Origin of the sequence: Blautia sp. AF19-13LB (genome assembly GCF_003479105.1) — a bacterium.
In the GTDB taxonomy this organism is placed as follows: domain Bacteria; phylum Bacillota; class Clostridia; order Lachnospirales; family Lachnospiraceae; genus Fusicatenibacter; species Fusicatenibacter saccharivorans.
Genome location: NZ_QUGO01000003.1, coordinates 179,168 through 201,957 on the forward strand (window position 1 = coordinate 179,168; position 22,790 = coordinate 201,957).

At 51.0% G+C, this 22,790-nt stretch carries 23 protein-coding genes, 1 tRNA gene and 1 pseudogene; 20 read left to right on the forward strand and 5 right to left on the reverse strand.

Annotated elements, in window-relative coordinates:
- Positions 1-2 precede the first annotated feature (2 nt).
- Both DWX32_RS04510 and DWX32_RS04515 read left to right on the forward strand, forming a co-directional pair.
- Positions 3-347 (forward strand): MATE family efflux transporter, encoded by a 345-nt coding sequence (locus DWX32_RS04510; protein ID WP_117509327.1) that lies wholly within the window; start codon positions 3-5, stop codon positions 345-347.
- Positions 347-967 carry a sugar O-acetyltransferase gene (locus DWX32_RS04515; RefSeq protein ID WP_022462409.1) on the forward strand — a complete coding sequence of 207 codons (621 nt, stop codon included), beginning with the start codon at positions 347-349 and terminating at the stop codon, positions 965-967. The genes DWX32_RS04510 and DWX32_RS04515 overlap by 1 nt, the downstream gene beginning before the upstream one ends.
- Positions 968-1,135: 168 nt before the next feature.
- On the opposite strand, the gene DWX32_RS04520 is transcribed toward DWX32_RS04515, so the two are convergent.
- Positions 1,136-1,208 (reverse strand) — tRNA-Phe (locus tag DWX32_RS04520).
- 180 nt (positions 1,209-1,388) lie between these two features.
- On the opposite strand from DWX32_RS04520, the gene DWX32_RS04525 reads away from it, so the two are divergent.
- The 6 genes from DWX32_RS04525 to trmL all read left to right on the forward strand — a co-directional run bounded on the left by DWX32_RS04525 (position 1,389) and on the right by trmL (position 7,309).
- Positions 1,389-3,140, forward strand: coding sequence for a B12-binding domain-containing radical SAM protein (locus DWX32_RS04525; RefSeq protein WP_118659330.1), 1,752 nt, complete (start codon positions 1,389-1,391; stop codon positions 3,138-3,140).
- Positions 3,141-3,206: 66 nt separating this feature from the next.
- Entirely contained in the window at positions 3,207-3,971 is a 765-nt protein-coding gene (locus tag DWX32_RS04530) for a 3'-5' exonuclease (RefSeq protein WP_243037554.1), read from the forward strand.
- Positions 3,968-4,132: a hypothetical protein gene (locus tag DWX32_RS19505; RefSeq protein ID WP_158579553.1), complete on the forward strand. Its 165-nt coding sequence runs from the start codon at positions 3,968-3,970 to the stop codon at positions 4,130-4,132. The genes DWX32_RS04530 and DWX32_RS19505 overlap by 4 nt, the downstream gene beginning before the upstream one ends.
- A gap of 25 nt (positions 4,133-4,157) precedes the next feature.
- On the forward strand, positions 4,158-5,666 hold the full coding sequence (locus DWX32_RS04535; RefSeq protein ID WP_118659331.1) for a VanW family protein: 1,509 nt from the start codon (positions 4,158-4,160) through the stop codon (positions 5,664-5,666).
- Between the two features lie 129 nt (positions 5,667-5,795).
- Positions 5,796-6,776: an AIR synthase-related protein gene (locus DWX32_RS04540; RefSeq protein WP_158579554.1), complete on the forward strand. Its 981-nt coding sequence runs from the start codon at positions 5,796-5,798 to the stop codon at positions 6,774-6,776.
- 32 nt (positions 6,777-6,808) lie between these two features.
- Positions 6,809-7,309 (forward strand): tRNA (uridine(34)/cytosine(34)/5-carboxymethylaminomethyluridine(34)-2'-O)-methyltransferase TrmL, encoded by a 501-nt coding sequence (gene trmL / locus DWX32_RS04545; protein WP_117802093.1) that lies wholly within the window; start codon positions 6,809-6,811, stop codon positions 7,307-7,309.
- A gap of 42 nt (positions 7,310-7,351) precedes the next feature.
- Here trmL and DWX32_RS04550 read toward each other — a convergent pair whose 3' ends face one another.
- From DWX32_RS04550 to DWX32_RS04565, 4 genes are all read right to left on the reverse strand, one after another.
- The gene (locus DWX32_RS04550; RefSeq protein WP_022461605.1) at positions 7,352-7,843 is read right to left on the reverse strand and encodes a CinA family protein; all 492 of its coding nucleotides are present in this window, start codon (positions 7,841-7,843) and stop codon (positions 7,352-7,354) included.
- A gap of 63 nt (positions 7,844-7,906) precedes the next feature.
- Positions 7,907-9,325: a sensor histidine kinase gene (locus DWX32_RS04555; protein ID WP_022461606.1), complete on the reverse strand. Its 1,419-nt coding sequence runs from the start codon at positions 9,323-9,325 to the stop codon at positions 7,907-7,909.
- Entirely contained in the window at positions 9,325-10,029 is a 705-nt protein-coding gene (locus tag DWX32_RS04560; protein ID WP_022461607.1) for a response regulator transcription factor, read from the reverse strand. Before DWX32_RS04560 ends, DWX32_RS04555 begins: the two co-directional genes overlap by 1 nt.
- 74 nt (positions 10,030-10,103) lie before the next feature.
- Positions 10,104-12,479, reverse strand: coding sequence for an endonuclease MutS2 (locus tag DWX32_RS04565; RefSeq protein ID WP_118659333.1), 2,376 nt, complete (start codon positions 12,477-12,479; stop codon positions 10,104-10,106).
- Between the two features lie 348 nt (positions 12,480-12,827).
- Here DWX32_RS04565 and DWX32_RS04570 point away from each other — a divergent pair, with 348 nt between their 5' ends.
- The 12 genes and pseudogenes from DWX32_RS04570 to DWX32_RS04625 all read left to right on the forward strand — a co-directional run.
- Positions 12,828-14,267, forward strand: coding sequence for a S1C family serine protease (locus tag DWX32_RS04570; RefSeq protein ID WP_118600858.1), 1,440 nt, complete (start codon positions 12,828-12,830; stop codon positions 14,265-14,267).
- A 210-nt stretch (positions 14,268-14,477) separates the two neighbouring features.
- Positions 14,478-15,428: a 3'-5' exoribonuclease YhaM family protein gene (locus tag DWX32_RS04575; protein WP_118600857.1), complete on the forward strand. Its 951-nt coding sequence runs from the start codon at positions 14,478-14,480 to the stop codon at positions 15,426-15,428.
- The gene (rlmD, locus tag DWX32_RS04580; protein WP_118659334.1) at positions 15,425-17,122 is read left to right on the forward strand and encodes a 23S rRNA (uracil(1939)-C(5))-methyltransferase RlmD; all 1,698 of its coding nucleotides are present in this window, start codon (positions 15,425-15,427) and stop codon (positions 17,120-17,122) included. Before DWX32_RS04575 ends, rlmD begins: the two co-directional genes overlap by 4 nt.
- A 119-nt stretch (positions 17,123-17,241) precedes the next feature.
- A complete protein-coding gene (locus DWX32_RS04585; RefSeq protein ID WP_004797470.1) occupies positions 17,242-18,063 on the forward strand; it encodes a ParA family protein in 822 nt (273 codons plus the stop codon).
- Positions 18,020-18,955 (forward strand): ParB/RepB/Spo0J family partition protein, encoded by a 936-nt coding sequence (locus tag DWX32_RS04590; protein ID WP_117502827.1) that lies wholly within the window; start codon positions 18,020-18,022, stop codon positions 18,953-18,955. Before DWX32_RS04585 ends, DWX32_RS04590 begins: the two co-directional genes overlap by 44 nt.
- 12 nt (positions 18,956-18,967) lie before the next feature.
- Positions 18,968-19,243: a DUF5720 family protein gene (locus DWX32_RS04595; protein WP_117502826.1), complete on the forward strand. Its 276-nt coding sequence runs from the start codon at positions 18,968-18,970 to the stop codon at positions 19,241-19,243.
- Between the two features lie 23 nt (positions 19,244-19,266).
- Positions 19,267-19,458: a hypothetical protein gene (locus tag DWX32_RS04600; protein WP_434062707.1), complete on the forward strand. Its 192-nt coding sequence runs from the start codon at positions 19,267-19,269 to the stop codon at positions 19,456-19,458.
- A gap of 66 nt (positions 19,459-19,524) precedes the next feature.
- A complete protein-coding gene (locus DWX32_RS04605) occupies positions 19,525-20,403 on the forward strand; it encodes a DUF6017 domain-containing protein (RefSeq protein ID WP_117502824.1) in 879 nt (292 codons plus the stop codon).
- 48 nt (positions 20,404-20,451) lie between these two features.
- Positions 20,452-20,814, forward strand: coding sequence for a DUF7768 domain-containing protein (locus tag DWX32_RS04610; protein ID WP_015537377.1), 363 nt, complete (start codon positions 20,452-20,454; stop codon positions 20,812-20,814).
- Complete coding sequence (locus DWX32_RS04615; RefSeq protein ID WP_002592130.1) at positions 20,807-21,118, forward strand: DUF5720 family protein; 312 nt, start codon at positions 20,807-20,809, stop codon at positions 21,116-21,118. The genes DWX32_RS04610 and DWX32_RS04615 overlap by 8 nt, the downstream gene beginning before the upstream one ends.
- Before the next feature lie 101 nt (positions 21,119-21,219).
- The gene (locus DWX32_RS04620; protein ID WP_015518807.1) at positions 21,220-21,720 is read left to right on the forward strand and encodes a PcfB family protein; all 501 of its coding nucleotides are present in this window, start codon (positions 21,220-21,222) and stop codon (positions 21,718-21,720) included.
- Positions 21,717-22,736, forward strand: a pseudogene (locus DWX32_RS04625) (type IV secretory system conjugative DNA transfer family protein); the annotation flags it as partial. The gene DWX32_RS04620 and the pseudogene DWX32_RS04625, both read left to right, overlap by 4 nt.
- Between the last annotated feature and the right edge of the window lie 54 nt (positions 22,737-22,790).

A 22,790-nucleotide genomic window follows, 5' to 3' on the forward strand; every position in this document is an offset into this window, starting at 1 on the left:
AAATGAAAAATCAGAGGGAAATCAAGAAAAAAGATCCAGAATTCTACCGGAAACTTCTTGCACTGCTGATCCCGATGGTTGTACAGAATCTGATGAATGCACTGGTAAGTGCGTCCGATGCGTTAATGGTCGGTACGCTGGACCAGAATTCCCTGTCTGCAGTTTCGCTTGCCACACAGATTTCTTTTGTCCTGAATCTCTTTTATGCGGCGATTACGATCGGAACAACGGTCATGGTCGTTTATTTCCTGCTGAATCTGGATGAAATGATTAAGCTTCCTGCCGTATACAGACACTATAAAAAATATCAGTGGGTGAATAATATTACCAGGGAGGATACAGAATAATGAAAAACGTAGAGAGAAGAGACAGACAGTTACCGTACATTTCCGATGCAGAGGTCATGGAGCAGCAGATGAATGCGAGAAGACTGACGCAGAAACTGAACACCATCGACCGTTCGGATTTTGACGGAATCGCAGCCATTGTAAAAGAACTGTTTGGAAAATCCGAGGGTGCATTTGTCAATCCGCCATTTTACTGTGACTATGGCTTTCATATTGAGGTTGGAAAAAATTTCTTTGCAAATTATAACTGCACCATTCTCGATGTGGCAAAGGTAAAAATCGGAGACAACTGCCAGATGGCGCCGAACGTTGCCATCTATACTGCAGGTCATCCGGTGCATCCGGCGGCAAGAAACAGTGCGTATGAATACGGCATTGAAGTTACCATCGGAGATAATGTCTGGATTGGCGGAAATACCGTTATTTTACCAGGTGTACATATCGGAGATAACGTTGTTATCGGCGGCGGAAGTGTTGTAACAAAGGACATTCCGGACTGGTCGATTGCAGCAGGAAATCCGTGTAAAGTCATTCGGAAGATTACCGAAGAAGATAAACAGTACTATTTCAGAGATAGAAAATTTGATGATGAAGCATGGGAGGTCATCAAAAATCTGTAAAAACGAAATGTTTTCTTGGGCAGTTATGCGATGAAAAAAACTCTGTACCGTATCCATCCGGGAATTTCCGGGGATGCGGTGCAGAGTTTTTTTGCGATAGGAGACAGGAGATTCTGCCGGATTTTGCTGTGGCAAAAAATGTGAATCCTGCTTTTGTGTAGCAAAAAATGCCCAGAGCCGGAATCGAACCAGCGACACGAGGATTTTCAGTCCTCTGCTCTACCAACTGAGCTATCTGGGCATTTTGATTTCCTGTTGGAAACCTCTGTTAATATAACATGGATTCGCGAAAATTGCAACTGTTTTATCGAAAATCGCGAAAAAATTGTGCTTTTGGAGGAATGGCGGTGTATTTTCGTTCGAGAATGTGGTAGTATAAAAGATATGCAAAGAGGAACCAAGGAGAAGTATTAGAAAAATTATGAAAATTATTCTGACTGCGGTCAACGCAAAATATATTCATTCCAATCTCGCAGTTTATACACTGCAGGCGAGCGCGGAGAAAGCCGGCGTGTTCCCGGAGATCCGCGAATTTACGATCAATCAGTCAAAGGATTCCATGCTGCGAAGCCTGTTTCTGGCGCGTGCAGACGTTGTCTGCGTTTCCTGCTACATCTGGAATATATCAATCGTAGAGGATCTGATTACAGAATATCATAAAATCAGTCCGAAAACAAAGATCTGGCTTGGCGGGCCGGAGGTTTCGTACCATGCAGAGGAGATGCTGGAGCAGTATCCGTTCCTTGACGGAATCATGAAGGGTGAGGGCGAAATTACCTTCCGTGAACTGGCAGTGTATTACCAGAATCAGGAGAACGGCACGGAGGGGAAAACGCTTGAAGAGATCCACGGCATTACATACCGTGATGCAGAAGGAGCCATCAAAAGCAACCCGTGGCGTCCGGTCATGGATCTGTCCGAGGTGGATTTTCCGTATGCGAATCTGAAAAAATTCGAGAACCGCATCATTTATTATGAGTCAAGCCGCGGTTGCCCGTTTTCATGCAGTTACTGTCTTTCTTCTATTGATAAGCGGCTTCGGTTCCGAAATCTGGATCTGGTCAAAAAGGAACTCGCCTTTTTCCTGGAACAGAAAGTACCGCAGGTCAAATTTGTGGACCGTACGTTCAACTGCAAGAAAGACCATGCAATGGCGATCTGGAAATTCATTGCGGAGCATGACAACGGCGTGACGAATTTCCACTTTGAGATTGCCGCTGATCTGATTACTGAGGAGGAACTGGAACTCTTAAATACCCTGCGCCCGGGGCTGGTACAGCTTGAGATCGGCGTTCAGTCTACGAATCCGCAGACGATCGAGGCGATCCACCGGAAGATGGATTTTGGAAGAGTCACAGAGATTGTAAACCGGATTGCGAAGGGAAGAAACATCCATCAGCATCTCGACCTGATCGCGGGCCTGCCGTATGAGGATTATGACAGTTTCCGCCGTTCGTTTGCGGATGTCTATGCACTGCGTCCGCAGCAGTTACAGCTGGGATTTTTGAAAGTGCTGCGCGGTTCTTTCATGTATGAGCATACCGAGGAATATGACTGTCATTATCAGGAGCGCGAACCATATGAGGTACTGTACACGAAATGGCTGCCGTATGACGATGTGCTGAAGCTCAAAGACGTGGAGGAGATGGTGGAAGTCTACTACAACAGCGGCCAGTTCGTCCACACACTGCCGATGATCGAGCGTCTGTATGAGAACCCGTTCGATTTCTTCCAGGAACTCGGCGATTTCTACCGGGCAAAGGGCTACAGTGAGGCGGCACATAACCGGATTCAGCGGTATGAAATTCTGCTCGGGTTTTTGCAGGACGAAAAACAGCAGGACGAAGCATTCTTCCGCCAGATGATGGTACTCGATCTGTATGCGCGGGAAAATATGAAGACGCGGCCGCATTTTGCAAAGGATCCGTCGGAATGGAAAAACGAATCGCGTGATTTTTACCAGAAGGAAGCCGAAACGAGAACGCTTCTGCCGTCGTATACGACATACGATTGGAAGCAGCTGCAGCGCATGACGCATGTGGAAGTTTTTGATTACGATGTGCTCGGAAACGGGGAAAAGGCGCGAAGGGTGATCCTGTTTGATTATCAGAAGCGCGATCCGCTGACCGGAAATGCGGAAATGATCGACTGCAGCAGCGGTTTTTACGCTTGACATTTCGAAAGAACATGAGATACTAATATTGCGTTGCAAAACGCGATCCGAAAAAGGAAAATACGTATGAAAATTCAAGATTTTGTAGTAATGGACCTCGAGACGACAGGGCTTTCGGTGAAGGAAGACCAGATTCTGGAGATCGGAGCGGTAAAGGTGCAGGGCGGAGAGGTTGTTGCATCGTATGAGACGTTTGTAAATCCGGGGAGAAAAGTACCGGAGCGAATCACCGCACTTACCGGCATCCGGGATGAGATGATCGCGGATGCGCCCGATGTGGAGACTGCCGTCCGCGGATTTTTAACCTTCTGCGGTGACCTGCCGCTTCTCGGGCACAACATTCTGTTCGATTACAGCTTTATCAAACAGGCGGCCGTCAACGCCCGTCTGGAGTTTGAAAAAGAGGCGTGGGATACTTTAAAAATCGCACGGAAAGCACTGCCGGATCTGGAGAGCAGAAGCCTTGAAGCGCTCTGCGGCTACTATCAGATCCCGCGGGAACACGCACACCGCGCGATGGATGATGTGCTGGAAACGCTGACGCTTTTCCGAAAACTGGAAGAAAATTTCGCGGAAGCGCACCCGGAATGGTTTGCAGCAGCACCGTTAAAGGCAAAAATGAAACGCGAAGTTCCGGCGACGGAAGCACAGAAAAAATATCTGGCAGACCTGATCCGGTACCATGAGCTGAAGCTGGAACCGGAGTGGGGAGCACTTACGAAAAGCCGTGCATCCCGCATGATTGATCAGATTATTCTGGCGCATGGAAGAATGGAAAAACGACAGAGAACTGAGAAAAAACAGAACAAAGAAGAAAGGATGGAACAATGAGCAATAAAGTAAATCGCAAAAATTCTGCACAGACGACACAGAATTCCAAAAAGAAAGATCCGCTGGCAAAGAAGAGAAATGCGGCAAGAATCCTGGCGCTGATTATCGCCATTGTGATGGTTCTTGGAACCGTTCTTCCAGTCATGTTATACGGGTTATAATTTCTGACAGACAAAGAGGCATAATATGACAGACAACAGAGGAATCAAGAGCCTGCTGGTGCTGTTCGCTGCGTTTGCGTTCTGTTTTCTGGCGGAACCAGTCAGAGCGGATGAGAAAACGGCGCTGGATGGAATCTATGTGGAAGATATTTCCGTCGGCGGCATGACAGAGGAGCAGATCACCCAGGCTGTAAACGACAAAATCGAACAGTTGAAACCATCGGTCATCAATCTGTCTGCCGGAGAGCAGAATGCACAGGTGACAGCCGGGGATCTCGGACTTTCCTGCGCAAACCCGGAGGTGGCAAGAGAAGCTGTCACAATCGGGCAGGAAGGCAATGTACTGAAGCGTTTTCAGACGCAGAACAGACTGAAAAAAGGGGAGACGGTGACGTTTCCTCTGAAGTATACGGTGGACGGCGAAGCAGCGCGCCAGGCGGTGGAGAACAGCACGGCAGCGCTGAACCGCGAGGCGACAGACGCGACGCTGACCCGCCAGGACGGCGAGTTTGTTGTCAATCCGGGGCAGAGCGGATGCAGTGTCAATGTGGATGAGTCCGCGACGAAGGTGGTCAACTATCTGACAACAAGCTGGCGGGGCGGCATCGGCGGCGTGGAGCTGGTTACCGAAGAAACACCGGCGGGCGGCAATGCGGAGCAACTGGCGCTCGTAAAAGATCTGCTCGGCGAGGGTACAACCGAGTACGGCAATGGCACGAGTGGAAGAAAGCAGAACGTTGCAGTCGGTGCGGAAAAAATCAACGGAACGATCGTCTGGCCGGGCGAAGAATTTTCGGTCGAGGCAGTTGTTGTCCCATTTGACGCAGAAAACGGCTATGCGCTGGCAGCATCGTATGAGATGGGCAAGGTCGTCGACTCTTATGGCGGCGGTATCTGTCAGGTTTCTACAACGCTTTATGTTGCTGTTCTGAAAGCAGAGCTTGAGGTGACGGAGCGGTACAGCCATTCCATGAGCGTCCACTATGTGGATCCGTCGATGGATGCGGCGATTGCAGAGGGACTGAAAGATCTGAAATTCGTAAATAATACGGATGCACCGATTTATATTGAGGCGAGTGCGGACGGCAGCACGCTGCATTTTGCCATTTACGGCCATGAGACGAGAGATCCCAATCGTACGGTACGCTACGAAAGCGAGACGACAAGCACGGAGGATCCGACGCAGAGCCTGACAGAGGATGCGAATGCATCGTTTGGATCCATCGAGCAGACATCGTACGGCTATCAGGGTTCGACCGCGCGTCTGTGGAAAATTGTGAATGACAACGGAAACGAGACGAGAGAGCAGGTAAATTCCAGTTCTTACCGCATGACATCGGATGTCTATACCGTGGGAACAAAGACGGACAATGCAGCGGCGCGTGCGGAAATGCAGGCGGCGATTGCGGCAAATGATCTTGCGAAAGCAAAGGAAGTTGCAGCGAAATACAGCCAGAGCAGTTCGTCATCGAGTTCTTCGGAGAAGAAGGAAGACAGCAGCGATACAGAGAAAACGGAGGACGATGAGGACTGAGAATGTTACAATTCGCTGGGAACCAGTGAACTGTAACATTTTCCGTGAAAAATGGGAAAGCAGAGGGAAAAGGAGTACGGATTCCGTCTGCTTTTTCGTTTGAAACAGGAAGTTCGAGGAGGACAAGGGATGCGAAAGGGTAAATTACAGCAGAGCGTGCTGGTACGCTCGGTGTTTAAGATGCTGGGGCAGAAAAGAGAGGACGCAGCAGGGCCGGCGGTCGGACGTGGGGTATCGGCACTTGCAGGAGAAAAGGAGACGCAGGTGTTTTCGTGTGCGCCGGTGCTGGTGAAGGATCCGGAGGACGCGGTGCTCGCGGTCTGCCGGGTGTGCAACAGTGTGGCCGCGGCGGGGGCATCGGCAAAAGGAGTGCTGGTGTCGCTGATGCTGCCGGAGGCGATGGAAGAAAAGAATTTAAAGGAGCTGATGCGGGCGGTTGACGGTGCGTGTGTGCGGTATGGAACTGCGGTGATCGGCGGGCATACGGAGGTGACGGACGGGGTTTTGTATCCGGTGCTTACCGTGACGGCGGCAGGCGGGACAACGCGTGCTGGGCTGTTTGATCCGTCGTGTGTGACAGCGGATTTGGATCTTGTCGTGACGAAGGGGATTGCGCTTGGCGCGGTGTCTTATCTGGCAAAGACAAGAAGGGATGAGCTTCTGACGAGATTTTCTCCGGGATTTATCCATGGGGCGGCGGATTTTTCGGAGGATTACTCTGTCTGCCGTGAGGCGGAGATTGCGATCGAGCACGGTGCGGCTGCGATGCAGGATCTCTCGGAGGGCGGGATTTTCGGGGCGCTCTGGGAGATGGCGGACGGCGCGGGTATCGGGCTTGATGTGGCGCTGAAGAGGATTCCGATCCAGCAGGAGACGGTGGAGATCTGTGAATTTTTCGGGGTGAATCCGTATCAGATGCTTTCGACGGGGGCGCTGCTGATTGCGGCGGCGGACGGCGAGGGGCTGGTGCAGAAAATGGCACTCGAAGGGATTCCATCGGCGGTGATTGGGCGGACGACATCCGGGAAGGAGAGGATTCTCCGGAACGGGGAAGAGGTCCGGTATCTGGATAAGCCGCAGATGGATGAGATGTACCGGGTTGGCAGATAAGGCTTAAATATACGACAGGAGTGATTGGTAAAATGGCACATTTGAATATTGTTCTTCATGAGCCGGAGATTCCAGCAAATACAGGTAATATCGGACGGACGTGTGTGGCGACGGGGACGAGGCTGCATCTGATTAAGCCGCTGGGGTTTGATATTTCGGACAAGGCGGTCAGGCGCGCGGGGCTGGATTACTGGCCGAAGCTGGATGTGACAGTGTATGAGAGTTACGAGGATTTTCTGGAGAAAAATCCGGGGGCGAAGATTTACTATGCGACGACGAAGGGGCCGCAGACGTATGTGGATGTGCAGTATGAAGAGGACTGCTTTATCATGTTCGGAAAGGAAAGCGCGGGGATTCCGGAGGATATTCTGTACGATAATCAGGAGACGGCGGTGCGGATTCCGATGATTAATGATATTCGGTCGCTGAACCTTTCAAATTCCGTGGCGATCGTACTGTACGAGGCACTGCGGCAGAATAGCTTTGACCATATGCAGCTCGCGGGGCATTTGCGGACGCATGAGTGGAGGTAGACGGACGGGACTCTGGTGATCGTAGACGGAGCTGCATTCTTTTTATAAGGAAGAAGTTAAGATCATTTCCAATTCGGCAAAGACCTGCTCTGCGTAAAGCTGTTTGATTTCGTGGCGGGTCATGCCGGAGACGTTGGTCTGGAAGGTGAAGGTGTGGGCTTGGGCTTTGTATAAAATACAGAAGTAGACGACGCCCTGTACGCTGTCAGCGTTGTTGGGGTCGAGATTTCCGGTTGTGCCGGTGATTCCGATGGCGATGGCGGTGTGCAGGTTTTCTTGTACTGTGCGGGCCATGGCTTCGGCGCATTCGGGGGAGTAGACGCCGTGGATTTCGATGACGGAAGGGTCGACGCCGACGAGGACTTTGGTTTCGTTCAGATACGTGACGTAGCCGCCGGGGAAAATGGCGGAGGCGCCTTCGGTGTCGGTGATCAGGGAGGCGATCAGACCGGAAGTGCAGCTTTCCATGGTGGAAATGGTGGTGTGGGATGCAATGAGCTGTTTGATGATGGAATCAATGGTGTTTGGGTTCATAGTGAAAATTACCTCCAGAGTTAGTTTGATATGTCTGGCAAAAAAGCCCCTCGGCGGAGGGGCTTATTTTGGTGCTTCGCCTTTGGCGAGTGTAAAGATAAATTCGGTACCAACGCCCTCTGTACTGATGACATTGATATTCTGGTTATGCGCAGTGATGATCTCTTTGACGATCGAAAGCCCAAGTCCCGTTCCTTTGCGGTCCTTGCCGCGGGAGGCGTCGAGCTTGTAGAAGCGCTCCCAGATTTTCGTGATGCTTGCCTTTGGAATGCCGCAGCCGGTGTCCTTGACGGAGACGAAGACTTTACCGTGCTTCTCCGTTGTCTCAACTGTGATGGTGGAATCGTTGTTGCTGAATTTGATTGCATTATCAATGAGATTGTACAGCACCTGCTGGATTTTTCCCATATCGGCGCAGACGTATAAGGTGCGCGATGCGAGGATCAGTGAAATGGAAATCCGCTTTTTTGTGCAGGTTCCCTCAAACGAAGCGGCGGTATCCTTGATGACGGCGTTGATGTCAAACGAGGTCAGATCAAGCATATTCCCTTTATCGTCGATGTCGTTCAGCGTCAGCAGGCTCTGCGTCAGCTTGTGCAGCCGTTCTGTCTCAAACAGAACGATTTTCAGATATTTTTCCTGCATTTCCGGCGGAATCGTTCCGTCTAGGATTGCCTCCACGTAGCCTTTGATCGAGGTCAGCGGTGAGCGGAAGTCGTGAGAGACGTTCGCCACAAATTTCCGCTGGTATTCGCCGGTCTTGTTCAGCTCGCCGGACATGTAGTTCAGCGTGGAAGCGAGATACCCCATCTCATCGTGAGATTTAACATCAATTTTGTGGGTCAGGTTGCCGGAGGCATACTCCTTTGCACCGTTGATGATCTTTTTCAGCGGCCGGTACACGACGAGGGAGAAAAAGATCAGAATCACAAACGAGAGTCCGAACACGAGCAGGAACAGAAAATCAATCCGTGCCAGCAGACTTTCCCTCTGCTGATAGACGTCCTGCAGCGGAAGGTGGATGGCGACATAGCCATTGATCCGGAAATCGGAGGTGACGGGAACCATGACGCTCAGCATCTTGTCTTCGAAATAGCCGAAAAACGTTCCCGTGCTGTAATACTCGCTGCCGAGCGCAACTGGATCAAAACCGTCGATGATCTCCGGGTTTTCCTCATCGAGTGCAGCTGCCGTGTTCAGCAGAATTTCCCCGTCTGCGCTGATGAGCCAGATCTGGGAATTGTGATAGGAAGCCAGTGCACTGAGCGAATTGTAAAGATCCGTCAGGGAACGCTCACTGTGGTAATAAAGGTCGCCCTGTTTGGAAGCGATCTGCGTGGCCTCCCGGTACAGACTGGTGCTCGCGCTGGAGACCAGACTGTCCTCCACCATGCGGGAGCCGACCGTTGAGATCAGCGTAAAGCCGGCAATGGCGAGAATGACATAAATGAGAATTAATTTCCGGTAAAGCGTGCGTCGCATTATTTTTTAACCTCAAACTTGTAACCGATGCCCCAGACCGTCGTGATGGCCCAGGAGGCATGGTCCTTGATTTTTTCGCGGAGACGTTTGATATGAACGTCTACCGTGCGGGTATCGCCGATGTACTCATAGCCCCAGATATGGTCGAGGAGCTGTTCCCGCGTAAAGACCTGGTTTGGTGAGGAAGCAAGGAAGTAGAGAAGCTCCAGTTCCTTCGGCGGCATATCGACGGTGCGGCCCTGGTAAATGACGGAATAGTTCGTCTGGTTGATGATAAGATCCGGGTACTCGACACATTTTCCTGCGGTCGCGGACACCGGGATCGTGCGTGATGGCTGAAATCTCCGCAGCACTGCTTTCACACGGGCAACGAGCTCCTTGGAATCAAATGGTTTGATGATGTAGTCATCCGCGCCGAGTTCCAGGCCGAGGACTTTGTCGAACACCTCGCCCTTTGCCGAGAGCATGATGATCGGAACATCGGAATCGTGCCGGATTTCGCGGCAGACCTGGTAGCCGTCCATGCCGGGCAGCATCAGGTCGAGCAGAATCAGGTTCGGCTGGAAGGAGTGAAACTCCCGGACAGCCTCTTCTCCATCGTTTACAATTTTTGTGTCATAGCATTCCTTGGTCAGATAGAGAGAAATCAGTTCTGCGATATTGTTATCGTCATCGACAATCAGAATTTTCTGTTTGGAAGCCATAAAAGATTCTCCTTCACTGGGGACAGGACGGAACCGCATACAGTATGCGTTCCGTCCCATATTTTCCTGAGTTTTTATTTCTTAAACGTAACAATCGTAACGCCGGCATCGCCCTCGCCGAATTCCGCTAAATGGAAGTCCGCTACGTGTTTCTGGCGGCGCAGATAATTGTGAATGCCTTTCCGCAGTGCGCCCGTTCCTTTTCCGTGGACAACGCGGACACTCGGCAGATGGGAGAGATAAGCGTCATCGAGATATTTGTCGAGTTCGGCAACCGCTTCATCCACCGTTTTTCCGAGCAGATTGATCTCGGTAGAAATCGTGGCAGCCTTGGAAAGCTTCGATTTTCCGCTGCTTGTGCGGGAGATGGACGGGCCGGTGATGACAGCCTCGTCGATCAGCACAAGGTCGGAGATATGCACTTTGGTCCGCATGATACCCATCTGGACGAAGAGATTTCCCTTTGAATCCGGGCGGGTGCTGACAGTACCTTTGAGATTCATGCTTAAGACTTTGACGGCATCGCCGAGATGAAGATCCTGCGGGCGGAGATTTCCGGTGCGCTTCGGCACTTCCTTCGCCTTTTTCTTATCGAGCTTGTTCATTTTTTCACGCAGAGCGGTACGTTTCTGCTCCATTTCGCGGACGGAAACATTCTCTTTTCCAAATTTCTGGAAATCGCGCATCGTCTGGTCGGCGTATTCCTTCGCCTCGCGGAGAATTCTCTGTGCCTCCTCGGTTGCATTGGAGATCATCTTTTCTTTTCTTGCGTCGATCTGTTCCTGATTCTTGGCAAGGCTCTGCTTCAGGGATTCGACTTCCGCGCGGGTGCAGGCAAGCTCTTCTTTTTCGCGTTCCAGCGTGATCCGGTTCTGCTCGAGAGTGGTCAGAACGTCCTCAAACGATTCATCCTGCTCGCTGATTTCGTCTTTTGCCTTGTTGATGATGTAGTCCGGCAGGCCGAGTTTGCTGGAAATCGCAAACGCATTACTCTTTCCAGGAACGCCGACGAGCAGACGGTATGTCGGGCTTAAAGTCTCGACATCGAATTCACAGCAGGCATTCTCCACGCCCGGTGTGGATAAGGCATAGATTTTCAGTTCACTGTAGTGTGTCGTTGCCATGGTGCGGATGCCGCGCTCGTGGAGCGTAGAGAGGATCGCGATGGCAAGCGCCGCGCCCTCTGTCGGGTCGGTACCGGCGCCGAGCTCATCGAACAGGACGAGGGAATTGCGGTCTGCCTTGTCGAGGAAGGAAACCACATTCGTCATGTGGGAGGAGAAGGTACTCAACGACTGCTCGATGCTCTGCTCATCACCGATATCGGCGTAAACCTCGTCGAAAACGGAAAGGGAGGAGCGGTCGAGTGCCGGAATGTGAAGTCCGGACTGGCCCATCAGTGTTAAGAGTCCGACCGTCTTTAAGGAAACCGTTTTACCGCCGGTATTCGGTCCTGTGACGATCAGAAGGTCGAAATCTTCGCCGAGCGACAGATCAATCGGAACGACTTTTTTCGCATTGATCAGCGGGTGGCGTGCCTTGCGCAGGTGGATTTTACCTTCGGTGTTGAAGATCGGCTCATTGGCGTTCTGCTCCATTGCAAGAGCGGCGCGCGCGAAGATGAAGTCAAGCTCTACCATGTTTTCGAGGTCGTAACGGATCTCATCGCGGTGCAGGTCTGCCTGGGCACTCAACGTAGAGAGGATGACCTCGATTTCTTTTGCTTCTTCAATTTCCAGCTCACGGATATCGTTGTTCAGTTTGACAACGGCCATCGGCTCGACAAAGAAGGTGGAACCGGTCGAGGACTGGTCATGTACCATGCCAGGAACCTGGCCTTTGTACTCGGATTTGATCAGGATACAGTAGCGGCCGTCGCGCATCGTGATGACGGCATCCTGCAGATACGTGCGGTAGGAACCGTTGACGAGCGAGATTAACTGGCTGTGGATTTTTTCCTCACACGATTTGATGGAACGACGGATGCGGCGTAGATTCGGGCTTGCATCATCGCTGATTTCATCCTCGGAGAGAATACAGCGGCGGATTTCCGTGGAAAGCAGCGTCAGAGGCTCCAGTGTTTCGAAGAGATCTTCGAGGCTGTCCGGCGTCTGGTCCGCATTTTCGCGGCGGCCGTACGCTTTGACGCGTGCCGTGTTTTCCAGAAGTGCGGCGGTCTGCAGAAGCTCCGTGATGTTCATGGAGCTGCCGATTTCGAGACGCTTTAATGCGCCGCGGATATCTTTGGCATCACCAAAGGAAATGTGGCCTTTTTTAAAGAGCCGGGTGAGCGCGTCGTGTGTTTCGTGCTGCATCCGTGTAATCTGGGAAAGGGAAGAGGAAGGAACGAGTTCCAGACATTTCTTCCGGCCCAGCGGAGAACTGGCATACGAAGCCAGTTGTTCGATAATTTTGTCGTATTCGAGCGTTTTTAATGCTTTCTGATTCATGATACTTACCTTTTCGTATTAATAATTCATCATCGTTTACAGATAATGCGGTATTTTTTATCACATACCGCCCGGATCTGATCTGGCGTCTGTACGGGAAAGCACAGAGCGCAGGTGGAATGTGGGTCACAGGTTTTTCCACTCCCCCAATTATACCTTAAAAAAGAAAAGAAAGAAACCCCAAGAACGAGAAAATGCAGGATGTTGCGCAAATGAGAAAAAAATGTAACAGTCTTCATAAAATGTTCATATCTATCTGGTAAAGTTTTTTATATATGTGAAGATTGCGGAAGCGCATATGCGCAGAGCAGTTCGGTATGGAATACAGATGTATGGAGAAAGAAATGTATGGAAAATGACCCAAAACCTTACAAATTCATGAAAGAGAGCATCAAAAAGCAGCCGCCTGACTGGAAAAAGATCGTATTGCTGATTGCCGGATGGCTGGTTCTTGCAGCACTTGGCGGTCTGGTTGCGGCCGCGGTCTTTGCTGTGACAGAGCCAAAGATTGCCGGTGCAATTACAAAAGAGGAGCCGCCGGCCAAAGTGGATATTCCGGGCGACGAGGATCCGAACAGCGGACAGGAGATGGATGAGACGATGACAGCATCTTCGGAGAATGCGCCGGTGGACAGCAGTGGTTCCGGCTCGGAAATCAGCAGTTCCACAGCGGATGGCAGTGTTTTGGATGAAAGTGTCGCAGAAAGCACGATTTCCGAGAGCACGGATGGAAACGAAGCGGCAGAGGGAACGGAGACGGGGGAGGAGAGCAGTGAGGCTTCCACAGTCGATGGTGAAACGGATGCGGAGGCAAAGGACAACAGTCTCAGAAATTATGAAGTGCTCTACCAGGATATGCTGGAAGTAACGGAAAAACCAAAACGAGCGCTGGTGACCGTCATCGGCATTACCAATCAGATGGACTATTTTAACCAGAACTATGAAAACCAGCAGCAGATTTCCGGACTGATCGTTGCAGACAACGGACAGGATCTTTTCATCCTGACGGAATACCGCATTGTGGAAAATGTGGAGCGGATTCAGGTTACGTTCTGGGATGAGACGATGGTAGATGCCACATACCAGCGCCATGATCCGAGCACCGGTTTTACGATTGTGAAGGTGGACAAGTCGAAGCTGGATGAGGAAACACGGGACGGCCTTGAAATTGCGCCGCTTGGCAGTTCGTATCTCGTAAGCCAGGGTGATCCGGTTGTGGCCGTCGGAAGCCCGGTTGGCTACAGTGATTCGATTGCGTACGGCGTGGTGACTTCGGTTACGAATAAGATCTCAGCGCTGGACAATGAGTACAATCTGCTGACAACTGACATCCTCGGCAGTACGGACGGCAGCGGTATTCTGGTAAATCTGGACGGCGAAATCGTCGGTATTATCGCGCAGAGCTACAGTGCCAAGGGAAACAACGTGGTGACGGGCATTGCAATTTCGCAGATCAAAAAGCTGATTGAAAATCTCTCCAACAATGTGAGCCGCGCTTATATCGGCATCCGCGGGCAGGATGTCACAGAAGAGCTTTCCGACAAAACAGGGATTCCAAAAGGCGTTCTGATCAGCAGCGTCACAGACGATTCGCCGGCGATGATGGCGGGCATGAAAGAGTATGATGTGATTGTAAAGCTCGGGGAACAGAAGGTGGAAACGATCAAACAGTACCATGAGCAGCTGGGAAAACACAGCGCAGGAGAAGTGGTTACCGTGACGGCGATGCGGAAAGGCGCCGAAGGATACGCGGAGATGACGTTTGATGTGACGCTTGGAGAAGTCTGAAAACAGAGGCTTTCGGAAGCCAAAAAGCCGGCCTTGACCGGCGTGGTTTCCGAAAGCTTTTTCTTTTCGGACGGTTTCCGAACCGCTGTGAAAAAATACGTGCATTCTGTATAAAAATCTGGTAGAATTGGTAAGGCATGTAAAGAAACAAGGAAAACAAAAACGGAACGCTGTGTCCGCATTTATTTTAGAAAAAGAGGATTTATTTTTATGAAGTATATTAACGAACTCCGGGAAGGAAACCGCATGTCCGGTGTCTATCTCTGCAAACATAAACAGTCAGCCGTTACGAAAAACGGAAAACAGTATGAAAACGTGATCTTACAGGACCGCACCGGTACGATCGATGCGAAAATCTGGGATCCGAATTCGATGGGAATCGACGAATTCGAAGCACTTGACTACGTCGACATCAGCGGCGATATCACCGTATTCAACGGCGCGCTTCAGGTTTCGATCAAGCGTGCAAGAAAGGCAGGAGAGGGCGAGTACAACCCGGCAGACTATCTGCCGACCAGCCGTTACGACATCGACACGATGTATCAGGAACTGCTTTCCTGGATTGGAACGGTGAAAAACCAGTATCTTTCCGCAATCCTGACGTACTATTTTATCCAGGACCAGGAGACGGTAAAACGGTTCCGCATGAGCTCTGCGGCAAAAAGTGTTCACCACGGCTTTGTCGGCGGACTGCTGGAGCATACGTTAAGTGTCACCCGTTTCTGTGATTTTATGGCGAAATCGTACGGGATCTTAAACCGTGATCTGCTGATTACGGCAGCGATTCTGCATGACATCGGAAAGACGAAAGAACTCTCTTTATTCCCGCAGAACGATTACACGGATGATGGACAGCTTCTCGGCCACATTATGATCGGTGCGGAGATGGTACACGATGCTGCACAGAAAATAGAAGGTTTTCCGATGGAGCTGGAAAATCAGTTAAAACACTGCATTCTGGCACACCACGGTGAGCTGGAATACGGTTCCCCGAAAAAGCCGGCAATGGTAGAAGCGGTAGCGCTGAACTTGGCTGATAATGCCGATGCCAAAATGGAGACTCTGACCGAGCTGTTTGATGCAGCGCCGGCAGGCAATGAGTGGATTGGCTACAACCGGTTCTTTGAGTCCAACATCCGCAGAACAGGAGACTTTTCATGAGCTATCAGAAAAATGATGTACTGACGGTGAAAATTGAAGATATGGGACACGACGGAGAGGGTATAGGCAAATGCGAGGGCTATACCCTCTTTGTCAAGGACACGGTTATCGGAGATCTTGCCGAAGTAAAAGTGATAAAAGCAAAGAAAAATTACGGCTACGCACGGCTGATGCGTCTGATCGAACCGTCCCCGCACCGCGTAGAGCCGATATGCCCTGTGGCCCGTCCATGCGGCGGCTGTCAGTTACAGATGCTTGATTATGCAGAGCAGCTCCGCTTTAAAGAAAAGAAAATTGCCCAGAACCTCCAGCGGATCGGTGGGATGACGGAAATTCCGATGGAGCCGATTGTGGGGATGGAGTCTCCGTTCCGGTATCGAAACAAAGCACAGTTCCCGATCGGACAGGATAAAAACGGGAAACTGATTACCGGATTTTATGCGGGAAGAACGCATCAGATCATGGAAAACCGGAACTGCTATCTTGGCGTAGAGCAGAACGAAGAGATTTTGAACCGCATTCTCGCGTGGATGGAAGAAAACAGCGTTTCGGCATACCAGGAGGAGACCGGCAAAGGTCTGGTGCGCCATGTGCTGATCCGGTTTGGATTTACAACGAAAGAAATCATGGTCTGTCTCGTTGTGAACGGAAAGAAACTGCCGGCAGAGAAAAAACTCATCCAATCACTGACGGAACTGGAAGGCATGACGAGCATTACACTCAGCGTAAACCGTGAGCGGACCAATGTTATCATGGGGAAAGAGATTCGCTGTCTGTGGGGACAGGAATTTATTACCGATTATATCGGAAAGGTAAAATACCAGATTTCTCCGCTTTCCTTCTATCAGGTAAATCCCGTGCAGACAGAAAAACTGTACAGCCTTGCGCTGGAATATGCTGGTCTTACCGGAGAAGAGACTGTCTGGGATCTGTACTGCGGTATCGGAACGATTTCACTTTTTCTGGCGCAGAAGGCGAAAAAAGTTTACGGCGTGGAGATCGTGCCGGAGGCCATCGCAGATGCGAAAAACAATGCGAAAATTAATGGAATCGAAAATGCAGAGTTTTTTGTCGGAAAATCCGAGGAAGTACTGCCGGAATATTACGAAAAATATGCCAAAGAACATCCAGGCGAACATGCGCATGCCGATGTGATTGTAGTCGATCCGCCGCGGAAAGGATGCGAGGAAAATCTGCTCCGCACCATGGCCGATATGCAGCCGGATCGGATTGTGTATGTCTCGTGCGATTCTGCGACACTGGCAAGGGATCTGAAGATTCTTCAGGAGCTGGGGTATGAGGTGAAAAAGGTAAGAGGCGTGGACCAGTTTCCGATGACTTGCCATGTAGAGACGGTAGTTCTTTTGTCCCACAAAAAAGCCGACAGTTATATCCACATTGATGTGGAGTTTGGAGAGGGCGAGGGCAAGATTCCGGTAGATAGTATTGCTAAAAGAGCCGAAGCGTACAAGCCCAAAGAAAAAGTGACCTACAAAATGATTAAGGAGTACATAGAAGCGAAATACGGCTTCAAGGTACATACCGCATATATCGCAGAGGTAAAGCGAAATTTGGGATTGCCGATGTATGATGCTCCTAACGCAGTAGAGGAATTGAAACAGCCGAGGAAGCATCCGACACCAGAAAAGGTAGAAGCAATCAAAGATGCACTTCGTTATTTTGCAGTGATATAAAACTTTACTTACAATCGAATATTTCTTACATAGCCGTTTATTCATTTATTTGAGTAAGCGGCTTTTTTCATCCCTATTTTTCGGAATAGGGATATTTTTTGTAGAAGGAGGAGGTTTATTTGAACACGCAAATCATCGCCATCGCCAACCAGAAAGGCGGCGTTGGCAAAACAACAACCTGTGCGAACTTGGGAATAGGTCTGGCACAGGCCGGAAAGAAAGTGCTTCTGATTGACGGGGACCCGCAAGGAAGCCTGACAATCAGCTTGGGAAATCCGCAACCGGACAAGCTGCCATTTACACTGTCGGATGCAATGGGCAAAATTCTGATGGATCAGCCTATACGCCCCGGAGAAGGTATTCTGCATCATGCAGAAGGCGTTGACCTGATGCCTGCGGATATTCAGCTTTCCGGTATGGAGGTTTCTTTGGTAAACGCCATGAGCCGTGAAACGATTTTACGGCAATATCTGGACACACTGAAGGGACAATATTCCCATATCCTGATTGACTGTCAGCCCTCGTTGGGGATGCTTACGGTCAATGCGCTGGCCGCTGCGAACAGGATCATCATTCCCGTTCAGGCGGAGTATCTGCCCGCCAAAGGGCTGGAACAGCTGCTCTCCACGGTAAACAAGGTAAAGCGGCAGATCAACCCCAAGCTCCAGATAGACGGTATCCTGCTGACGATGGTGGACAGCCGAACCAACTTTGCCAAAGAGATCTCCGCGCTCCTGCGTGAGACCTATGGCAGCAAGATCAAAGTATTCGGCACAGAGATTCCCCACTCTGTCCGGGCAAAGGAAATTAGCGCAGAGGGAAAAAGTATTTTCGCCCATGACCCTGGCGGCAAAGTGGCAGAGGGGTATCGAAATCTGACGAAGGAGGTGTTGAAACTTGAAAAGCAGCGCGAAAAAAATAGAGCTGGCCTCGGTAGATGATCTATTCTCCACCGAAGAAGGCCGTCAAGATGCAAAGCTGGAAAAGATTCAGGAGATTCCGCTGTCTGAGCTGCATCCCTTTAGGAACCACCCATTCAAAGTCAAGGATGACGAAGCCATGATGGAGACCGCTGACAGTATCAAGCAGTATGGCGTTCTGGTTCCGGCGATTGCTCGACCGGACCCAGAGGGCGGTTATGAGCTGGTAGCCGGACACAGGAGGCACAGAGCCAGTGAGCTGGCAGAAAAGGAGACCATGCCGGTCATTGTTCGGGATTTGGATGATGATGCCGCCACGATCATTATGGTTGACAGTAACTTGCAACGAGAAAGTCTGCTCCCCAGTGAAAGAGCATTTGCTTATAAAATGAAACTGGAGGCCATGAAACATCAAGGAGATCGAGTGGATTTAACTTGTTCCCAAGTTGGGAACAAGTTAGAGGGCAAGAAGTCCAGTGAGATTTTGGCAGAGCAAGTAGGTCAGAGTAAAAACCAGATTTTTCGCTATATCCGTCTGACAGAGCTGATTCCCGAATTGATAGATATGGTGGATGAAAAGAAGATTGCCCTGAACCCTGCCTATGAGCTGTCCTTTCTCAAAAAGGAGGAACAGGTAGACCTGTTGGACGCGATTGACAGCGAACAGGCTACCCCTTCTCTTTCTCAAGCCCAGCGGCTCAAGAAATACAGTCAGGAGGGGCATCTGACCCTTGATATGATGCGTGTCATCATGGGTGAGGAAAAGAAAAGTGATCTCGACAAAGTGACTTTCACCTCCGATACCCTGCGGAAGTATTTCCCCAAAAGCTATACGCCCCAGCGGATGCAGGAAACTATCATCAAGTTGCTGGAGGCATGGCAGAAAAAGCGTCAGAGAGACCAGGAACGATGAAAGGAGCCGCCTATGATGGATATTTCAGCCCGTGAGCTGAAAGGACACAACATTCTCGCCGTAGAGAGGTTTTGGGATAACACACGCTGGATGATTGAGTTTTCCGTCCTGCGTCCCAGCACAGCTTACGGCAGTCCCGGAGAGGAAATGCGGCTGTTTTTGACCGAGGACGGGTATCAGGTCGCCCTGCAAAGCCAGCAGCGCCGGGAGATCAAGATCAAGCGTTACGCTCGTGTGATTGAGGGACATATCCTCGATTTCAAACCGGGAGAACGCCGCCGCTCATAAACCCATACAACGAAAGGAAAGGAATGACTATGTGTACGGTAAAGGAAATTCAAGAAGCAATCCGGGAAGATTGCAAATCTCAGCATGACATGGATACAACGGATATTGACCGCGTGATGCAAACACTTCCTTTCGCCCAGGAGGAGCCATTTACAGAGGCGCGTCTTCAAAAGCCGCTGTTTTGGTTCTGTGCAAGAAAATTTGAAAAGTGTTGAACACCGCAATTCTTTGGAATGAGGATTGCGGTTTTTTGTACCCAAAATTCGGAAGGAGTGAGGTCGATGGCCGTTTTTCGCATTGAACGGACCCGTGATTATACCGTGATGAGCAATCATCATTTACGAAATGCAAATCTGTCGTTAAAAGCCAAGGGGCTGCTTTCCATGATGCTGTCTTTGCCAGAGGACTGGAATTACACCACCCGTGGTCTTGCAAAGATTTGTAAGGAGGGCGTGGATGCCATAGGCGCTGCGTTGCGGGAATTGGAGGCTGCCGGTTACATTGTGCGGCACAAACTGCGTGACCGCCAGGGACGCATCAGTGATACGGAGTATGTCATATATGAGCAGCCACAGCCGAAGAACCCGGATACGCCCCAGCCGGATATGGCTTCACCAGATACGGAAAACCCGGATATGGTAAAACCGGATACGGAAAAGCCCGCAGAATTAAATATAGAGAAATCAAATACAGAAAAAACAATTACTTATGGATCAAGTACCGATTCTATTCCCTTCCGGGAGGCAGCGGCAGCACAGCTGCCGGAACGGAAAGGAAGGAATGCGATGTCTGTCTCAGAGATGGAAAGTTATCGGGATTTGATTTTGGAGAACATCGAGTATGACCACCTGTGCCGGGAGTTTACCACCTATCGGGAGGACTTGGACGAGATTGTGGAGCTGATGGTGGAGACCGTCTGTGCCAAGCGGAAAACCACCCGGATCGCTGGCAGCGACTTCCCCCATGAGGTGGTCCGCTCCCGTTTTTTGAAGCTGGATTGCTCCCACATCGAGTTTGTCATGGAATGCCTGCGGAACAATACCACCGAAATCCGCAACATGAAGCAGTATCTGCTTGCGGTGCTGTTTAATGCGCCGACCACGATCAGCAACCACTACACCGCACAAGTCAACCACGATATGTACGCAGGCGGCTGGTAAACAGCCGCTTTTCTGCTACCCGAAAACACCGGGAGAAAGGATTTTGCCATGAAACGACCTCTTGCCTACATTACGGCTCCCTGGAGCAACAGCCAGTATGAGAACGCCGAGAACGCTGCGGCCTACTGCCGTCAGGTGTACGACGCCGGGTATTCGCCCATCTGCCCGGTGCTGTTCCTGCCTACCTTCCTCAAGGACGAGATTCCCCAGGAACACAAGGACGGGCTGGATATGGCGCGGGACTACCTGCGCCGGTCCCATGTGCTGGTGGTCTGCGGCCACGGCATCGACGAGACCGTGAAGAATGACATTGCCACCGCCGAGCGCCTGCGGATCACCGCCACCACCCTGGACGGTATCCTGACCGTGAAGGGCCAGGGACGCGGGAAAGGAGGCGCACGCCATGCCTGAGCGTAAGACCGTGGGCCAGCTGATGGAGGAAATGCGCCTCAAAGCCGGGGCGCAGAACTACCACGGCCATGAGTACATGGATTTGGAGCGGTTTGCCGAGGACACCCGGCACATGATTATCTTCGATGTGCTGACCGACGATTCCCCGGTGGGCTGGAAAGGTGAACGAACCCGCCTGTTTCTGACGGAGGCCGGATACCAGAAAAGCCTGGAGAACCAGGAAAAGGGCCACATCAAGATTCTCAGCCATGCCAAAGTGCGCCAGGGCCATCTGTACTATGACCGCTCCGACCAGCTGCGCTGAAAGGAGCCTGCCATGCTGAAATACCTGCTGCGGCGGCTGGTGGTCCCGCCTTAGTATCAAGTGCCACCCCTGCAAAATCCGTGGAAAGGAGGCGATGACCTATGCAGGAGGAAGTGGAAAACAGGACTTTGACGCTGGTAGTCAGCGGAACAAAGTTTACCGGGCGGTTGATGAAAGCCGCCATCACCAAATACCTTGCCCACCGCAAGGAAAAGAAGCTGCAAAAGCAGAAAAGCCGGGATACCCCCGTGATTCCCCACGGCAAGCAGACGGTGAAACAGCTGATCGGCCAGAATCAGGGCGTTTCCAACATCGAGATCACCGACCCCTCCATCAAGGAGTTTGAGAAGATCGCGCGGAAATACGGCGTGGACTATGCGGTGAAGAAGGACCGCAGCAGCTCCCCACCCAAGTACCTGATCTTTTTCAAGGGTCGGGACGCGGATGCCCTGACCGCTGCTTTTACCGAGTACACCGGGAAAAAGGTCAGGAAGGCGGAGAAATCCGAGCGTCCGTCTGTGTTGGCAAAGTTGAGCCAGTTCAAAGAGCTGGTGAAACACGCCGTCGTGGACCGGAACAAGCGGAAGGAGCTGGAACGATGAAAAAGCAGCTGAACATCAAAAAGCTCATTTTGCTGAACCTGCCGTATATCCTGATGGGGCTTTTCTCCACCAACTTCGGTGAAGCGTGGCGGATGGCCGTGGGTGCGGACGCTTCGGCAAAAATGCTCTCGTTCTTCTCCACGCTGCCGGTGGCGCTGACCAGCTGGTGGCCCAGCCTGCACCCGCTGGACCTGCTGGTGGGCCTGTGCTGCGGCGGCGGCCTGCGGCTGGCTGTGTACCTGAAAAGCAAGAACGCCAAGAAGTACAGGCACGGCATGGAATACGGTTCCGCCCGTTGGGGAACCCATGAGGATATTGCACCTTACGTTGATCCTGTATTTCAGAACAATGTGATTCTGACGAAAACGGAGAGCCTGACCATGAACAGCCGCCCCAAGGACCCAAAGACCGCCAGAAACAAAAATGTGCTGGTGATCGGCGGCTCCGGTTCCGGTAAGACCCGCTTCTGGCTGAAACCCAACCTGATGCAGATGCACAGTTCCTATGTGGTCACAGACCCGAAGGGAACCATTTTGGTGGAGTGCGGAAAAATGCTCCAAAGGGGTGCACCCAAGTTGGGGAAAGACGGAAAGCCCATGAAGGATAAGCACGGCAAGATCATTTATGAGCCGTACCGAATCAAGATCCTGAATACCATCAACTTCAAGAAATCCATGCACTATAACCCTTTCGCCTATATCCATAGCGAAAAGGACATCTTGAAGCTGGTAACAACGCTGATTGCTAATACCAAAGGCGAAGGCAAGGCCGGAGACGATTTCTGGGTAAAAGCAGAAACCTTGTTGTACTGCGCGCTTATTGGCTATATCCATTATGAGGCTCCGGTGGAGGAACAAAACTTCTCCACCCTCATTGAGTTCATCAACGCCATGGAAGTCCGTGAGGATGACGAGGAGTTCAAAAACCCCGTAGACCTGATGTTTGATGCACTGGAAGCCGAGAAGCCAAACCACTTTGCGGTGCGCCAGTATAAGAAATATAAGCTGGCCGCTGGTGATATATGCTCTAAGTGACTTCTTAATCATGATTTTGTCATGGTTAGTGAAGCA

Excerpts from the sequence above, each read along its gene's own strand:
- DWX32_RS04550 (WP_022461605.1), bottom strand. The coding sequence starts at position 7,843 with ATGAACCCAAACACCATTGATTCCATCATCAAACAGCTCATTGCATCC.
- DWX32_RS04610 (WP_015537377.1), top strand. The coding sequence starts at position 20,452 with ATGAAACGACCTCTTGCCTACATTACGGCTCCCTGGAGCAACAGCCAG.
- DWX32_RS04515 (WP_022462409.1), top strand. The coding sequence starts at position 347 with ATGAAAAACGTAGAGAGAAGAGACAGACAGTTACCGTACATTTCCGAT.
- DWX32_RS04595 (WP_117502826.1), top strand. The coding sequence starts at position 18,968 with ATGATGGATATTTCAGCCCGTGAGCTGAAAGGACACAACATTCTCGCC.
- DWX32_RS04605 (WP_117502824.1), top strand. The coding sequence starts at position 19,525 with ATGGCCGTTTTTCGCATTGAACGGACCCGTGATTATACCGTGATGAGC.
- DWX32_RS04510 (WP_117509327.1), top strand. The coding sequence starts at position 3 with ATGAAAAATCAGAGGGAAATCAAGAAAAAAGATCCAGAATTCTACCGG.
- DWX32_RS04600 (WP_434062707.1), top strand. The coding sequence starts at position 19,267 with ATGACTATGTGTACGGTAAAGGAAATTCAAGAAGCAATCCGGGAAGAT.
- DWX32_RS04540 (WP_158579554.1), top strand. The coding sequence starts at position 5,796 with ATGCGAAAGGGTAAATTACAGCAGAGCGTGCTGGTACGCTCGGTGTTT.
- DWX32_RS04555 (WP_022461606.1), bottom strand. The coding sequence starts at position 9,325 with ATGCGACGCACGCTTTACCGGAAATTAATTCTCATTTATGTCATTCTC.
- DWX32_RS04620 (WP_015518807.1), top strand. The coding sequence starts at position 21,220 with ATGCAGGAGGAAGTGGAAAACAGGACTTTGACGCTGGTAGTCAGCGGA.
- DWX32_RS19505 (WP_158579553.1), top strand. The coding sequence starts at position 3,968 with ATGAGCAATAAAGTAAATCGCAAAAATTCTGCACAGACGACACAGAAT.
- DWX32_RS04530 (WP_243037554.1), top strand. The coding sequence starts at position 3,207 with ATGAAAATTCAAGATTTTGTAGTAATGGACCTCGAGACGACAGGGCTT.
- DWX32_RS04560 (WP_022461607.1), bottom strand. The coding sequence starts at position 10,029 with ATGGCTTCCAAACAGAAAATTCTGATTGTCGATGACGATAACAATATC.
- DWX32_RS04570 (WP_118600858.1), top strand. The coding sequence starts at position 12,828 with ATGGAAAATGACCCAAAACCTTACAAATTCATGAAAGAGAGCATCAAA.
- DWX32_RS04535 (WP_118659331.1), top strand. The coding sequence starts at position 4,158 with ATGACAGACAACAGAGGAATCAAGAGCCTGCTGGTGCTGTTCGCTGCG.
- trmL (WP_117802093.1), top strand. The coding sequence starts at position 6,809 with ATGGCACATTTGAATATTGTTCTTCATGAGCCGGAGATTCCAGCAAAT.
- DWX32_RS04575 (WP_118600857.1), top strand. The coding sequence starts at position 14,478 with ATGAAGTATATTAACGAACTCCGGGAAGGAAACCGCATGTCCGGTGTC.
- DWX32_RS04565 (WP_118659333.1), bottom strand. The coding sequence starts at position 12,479 with ATGAATCAGAAAGCATTAAAAACGCTCGAATACGACAAAATTATCGAA.
- rlmD (WP_118659334.1), top strand. The coding sequence starts at position 15,425 with ATGAGCTATCAGAAAAATGATGTACTGACGGTGAAAATTGAAGATATG.
- DWX32_RS04525 (WP_118659330.1), top strand. The coding sequence starts at position 1,389 with ATGAAAATTATTCTGACTGCGGTCAACGCAAAATATATTCATTCCAAT.
- DWX32_RS04615 (WP_002592130.1), top strand. The coding sequence starts at position 20,807 with ATGCCTGAGCGTAAGACCGTGGGCCAGCTGATGGAGGAAATGCGCCTC.